This window comes from Aeromonas sp. HMWF014, from assembly GCF_963878295.1.
Lineage (GTDB): Bacteria > Pseudomonadota > Gammaproteobacteria > Enterobacterales > Aeromonadaceae > Aeromonas > Aeromonas popoffii.
In genome coordinates this window covers 1,231-5,442 of the sequence record NZ_CAWNYS010000537.1, presented here as the reverse complement: position 1 = coordinate 5,442, position 4,212 = coordinate 1,231, and the positions used below count along the sequence as shown (strand labels likewise).

The following is a 4,212-nucleotide window of genomic DNA, read 5'->3' as shown; positions in this document are numbered from 1 at the left end:
TTCTTCGCCTGTTTGCGGATCTCCTTCTGATCGGCCCACAGCAGCTCGCCGTTTTGCAGATCCATCAGGTTCATGGTCATCTGGTAGTAGACATTCTTCACCTTGCCATTGTCCTTGACGATGCTGGCGAGGTTGCCATAGATCATGTAACGGGCCCCGGTCTGCTTGCCCAGACGCACCATGGAGGCGGGATCCACCATGCCGCTGCCCTGCTGGTACTCAAGCTGCTGCTTGACCGCCGCCACCTTGCTCATGTCGACGAAACGGAACTTGCCGGACCGCAACAACTTGGTGCGGATGGTGTCGGTGATGGCCTCGGTATCTATGTGCTCCGAGGTCTTGTTGCGGATGGAGTCCATAAACATCACCGGACGACCGCCGGCGGTGATCTCGCTGGTGGCCGGCGAGGCGAGCATGGAGTCCGCCATCTTGTCAGCGATGGCCTGCAGATCCGATGAACCGTAGTCCACTGTCACCGTCTCGGTTTCGGTCGGGTCGCCATAGCTGACAGTGGTGCTGGAACAGCCGCCGAGCAGCAGGGCGCCAGTCAATATCAGCAGGGCATGATTCATTTTCATCAGTAGGATTCCTCAATCACTTCGCGTACATAAATCCGGTATCCCCGGGCGGCCGGGCTCGGCGCCAGGGCTGAGAGGGTGCGGCTCTGATAGCCGTGGAGCTGAATAGGGGTCCAGCCGCGACCATCGCTGGCTACCTCCTGCCCCGCCTCATCATACCAATAGAAGAGGTATTGCAGCCTGTTATCGCCACGCTGGGTACTGGCCGCAGCCACATTGACCTGCAGCAGGCCATTTTGCTCGCGCCGGCTCAGTTCGGTCAGGGTCACATTGACGTTCTGATGCTGTTCCTGCACGGGTGCCGCCCCCGCCGCGCCATAGAGCGCCACGCCGGACGTATTGGTGGCGCAGCCGGTCAGCAGCATCGCCAGGGCCAAACCGTATGCTTTCATCTTGATCTCCTTCGTCGGCAGGCCACAGGTCACGCCGGTTTATCGTATCTGTCACGCCATCCTTATAACGGCATAACGCGGGTGGTCAAGCCAGCCCCAAGGCGCTGTACCCAGACCAGGGTGGTGTGTCCCTTGTGGATGGTGAGTGGCACCTGGCGCTGGGCGCCGCCCGCCCCCAGGGTGAGCTGCACCTCGCCAGCCGGCAGCATGCCCTGCCAACTGGACGCCAGGGCCGGCAACGTCAGCCAGCTGCGGGTATCGGCCCGCTCCGAGAGGATATTGAAGATGCCGACCAGAATATTGCCCACATCGCCCCCCTCTTTGGCGGCGGTGTGCCTCAGCTGCTCCTTGGCCACCAGCCGCAGCGCCTGACGGGTCAGCATGCCCGGCAACCGCTCCTGCAGATCCTTGGCGGCCAGCGCTTCAAGCCTGACCAGCTCGCTGGTCTGCTCGATTCGCTTGCCAACCGAGACGACAAGGGGACCTGTCTGGCTGGCTCTATTGTCGTAATAGGGGATGGCAACGGTAAAGGTGCGAAAATCGCCACTGGAGGTGGCGATGGGCAGCGGCAGGAACAGTTCGCGCCGCGCCGGGATCAAGCCATCTTCAAACAGCACCACCAGCTGCCCCTGATCCTTGGCAAGCGGCGGCGCCTTGCGACCCACTTTCTTCTCGGTCTCGCGGATCTCGTCCGCGGAGCCCCGCAAACGGGCGAGGCGCAGCAAGGCATCCTGCAGGCTCTGGTTGTCCGGCGCTATCTGGTAGCCACGCTGATAGTCGACCCAGGCATCGTTAAGATCCCCGGCCGCCTCATACAGCACGCCAGAGAAATAGAAGGTATAGGCGTTCTGAAAGCCGTTTTTCACCTGGCCAATCAGCCGGTCAAGATCCGGAGCCCCGCGCGACATCATCTGGCGCATCTCGCGCTCTGTAGTGGCTTCAGCCCCCTTCTCTCTGGCCTTGTTCAGCTCCCCCGCCCGTGCCTTGAGGGCCCGCTCCTGCACCTGATTGGCCCGGCGTACCTCCACCAGGGCGCCGTCGGCATCTCCCCGCTGCAGGTAATTGAGCGCCAGATAGTGGTGCAGCATGGTGCGCTCATAATCCGGCGTCAGGTAAGCCATGCTCTGATCGTTAGTAAGCAGGCTACCCGCCTGACCCAACCCCTGGCTCAGCCGGTATTGGGCCTGATTGTCTTCCCACTCAAGGCGGCTGTCGGCGGCGGTGAACGCCTGCTTGCTGCCCGTATCCTGGCCTGCCAGCCAGGCGATGCGGCCCTGCTCGAGCCGGTCCAGCACATAGCTGTCGTCCCCTTGAGTGGATTCGCGCACCGCTGGCAACGCCTCGGCGGCGTGCCCCAGCAACAGCTGGTTGCGCAGCGGCGCCATCTGATCGGAATAGGAGACGAATATGTCCTGCCAGTGGGAGGCGCAGCCCCCCAGCAGGGCACTGACCAGCAGAAGAGCAGCCAGACGGGGAAACCGAAGCATCACAGGCTAAGCAGCGGCCCCAAGGATTGACCCCCCAGCAGATGCATGTGGATGTGGTAGACCTCCTGCCCGCCGTGGCGATTGCAGTTCATGATGAGGCGATAGCCATCCTCGGCAATCCCGGCCTCGCTTGCCAGCTTGCGCGCCACCGTGAACATGCGACCAAGGGCCAGCTCATGCTCGGCTTCCACGTCGTTGACCGTGGGGATCAATACGTTGGGAATGATCAGGATATGGGTCTTGGCCTTGGGCTGGATGTCCCGGAATGCGGTCACCAGCTCGTCTTGATAAAGGATGTCGGCGGGGATCTCTTTACGGATGATTTTGCTGAAAATGGTTTCTTGCGCCATGGATAACTCCTTTATATGAAAAAGAAAATTCAACACCCACCTCAAGTTGCTCCCGAGGTGGTCATCAAGGGGCGTCAAGTGTGACACAAGCCAACATTTGACACAGCCGTTGTCCCATTTTCTTCAGTTATTGTTAAAAATACCGATAGCCGGAAGACGTCAGATGGCGTCGCTCACCCAGGGTGGTAGCAGGGTATCAAATGGACGGGGTATTCAGGCAAGGGACTTTTGCATATAAAGCGGGACAATAATGAAACAAACAATGTCAGACCTCTCCATCTTGCAGAGGGTCTATTTAGGCTTTGCCATTCTGGTGGCCGTGATGGCGGCCTCCTCGGTACTCACCTTTCGCAGCCAGCGCGAGCTCAATCAGGCGCTCGATCAGGTCACCCGGCAATCCATGCCGCTGGTGATCGCCAGCAGTCAAACCCAGATCAGTTTGCTCAGCGCCAACAAGTGGCTCACCGACGTGCTGACCGAGCAGGATCCCAAGCAGATCCAGGCCGAGGTGGCCGCGCTACAACAGGCCAAGGCCCAGGTCGACAAGACGCTCGCCACCCTCAGTCGGCAGGCGGCGGCTCACCCTGAACTGCAAGGCGAGATGGCGGCACTGAGCACGCTGGTCAGCGACTATCTGCAACTGACCGGCACCCTGCCTGCCGAACATCAGGCCTTGCTCATTCGCTTGCACAAAGTGAACCAGGCCAAGGGGCAGTTCCAGGTCAGTCTGCCCCAGTTCAAGAAGAGCCTGGGGGACATGATGGTCACCATAGACGACAACTTCATCAAGATGCTGTCCGAGACCCTGACCACCAAACTCTCCGCCATCGAACTCTCCACCATGGATGCGCTCAACCAGACCATACCCGCCCCCATCGCGGGGGCGCTCAAACGCAACAAAATGCAGATAGAAGGCTTCAACAGCACCATCCAGGATCTGCAGGGAGAGCTCAAGAACTTCGACAATGACATGGGCCACTACGTGCACGGCTTCGTGCGCGATACCACCGCCAGCGAAGGGGTGCTCTCCCAGTACCTGGCGCTGATGCAGCAGCAAGAGCGGATGCGCGAGCAGAGCAAGCAGGCCAGCAAACTCATCGTCAGCATCCAGCGCAAGCTGGAGGGGATCACCGACCAGAGCCAGCTGCTGATGAACAACAACATACGCGCCTCCGGCAAGGTGCAGGCCCAGAGCACACTCACCCAGGGGATCAGCATCGCCATCGCCATCCTGGTGGCCATTCTGGTGGCCTACACCCTGGGCAAGGCCATTCGCCGCCCGCTCAAGGAGCTGCTACGGGTGCTGACCGAGGTGACCCAGGGCGACATGACCCAGCGCATCGGTTTTCGCAGCAAGAACGAGTTTGGCCAGCTCGGCAGCCAGATCAACCTGCTGATCCAGCAG

At 60.5% G+C, this 4,212-nt stretch carries 5 protein-coding genes; 1 reads left to right on the top strand and 4 read right to left on the bottom strand.

Features of this window, described 5'->3' with window-relative positions; genetic code table 11:
- The 4 genes from lpoB to hinT all read right to left on the bottom strand — a co-directional run.
- Nucleotides 1-578 (bottom strand): penicillin-binding protein activator LpoB (gene lpoB, locus AAC083_RS21010; protein ID WP_108537628.1); only part of this gene is annotated, 578 nt, incomplete at its 3' end.
- Entirely contained in the window at nt 578-970 is a 393-nt protein-coding gene (locus AAC083_RS21005; RefSeq protein WP_042036812.1) for a YcfL family protein, read from the bottom strand. The genes lpoB and AAC083_RS21005, both read right to left, overlap by 1 nt.
- Before the next feature lie 62 nt (nt 971-1,032).
- Entirely contained in the window at nt 1,033-2,457 is a 1,425-nt protein-coding gene (locus AAC083_RS21000; RefSeq protein ID WP_181364845.1) for a COG3014 family protein, read from the bottom strand.
- Complete coding sequence (gene hinT / locus AAC083_RS20995) at nt 2,457-2,807, bottom strand: purine nucleoside phosphoramidase (RefSeq protein WP_042036766.1); 351 nt, start codon at nt 2,805-2,807, stop codon at nt 2,457-2,459. Before hinT ends, AAC083_RS21000 begins: the two co-directional genes overlap by 1 nt.
- 250 nt (nt 2,808-3,057) lie before the next feature.
- Between hinT and AAC083_RS20990 the strand changes: the two genes are divergently transcribed.
- Nucleotides 3,058-4,212: HAMP domain-containing protein (locus AAC083_RS20990; protein WP_258224804.1), on the top strand; the 1,155-nt coding region annotated here is incomplete at its 3' end.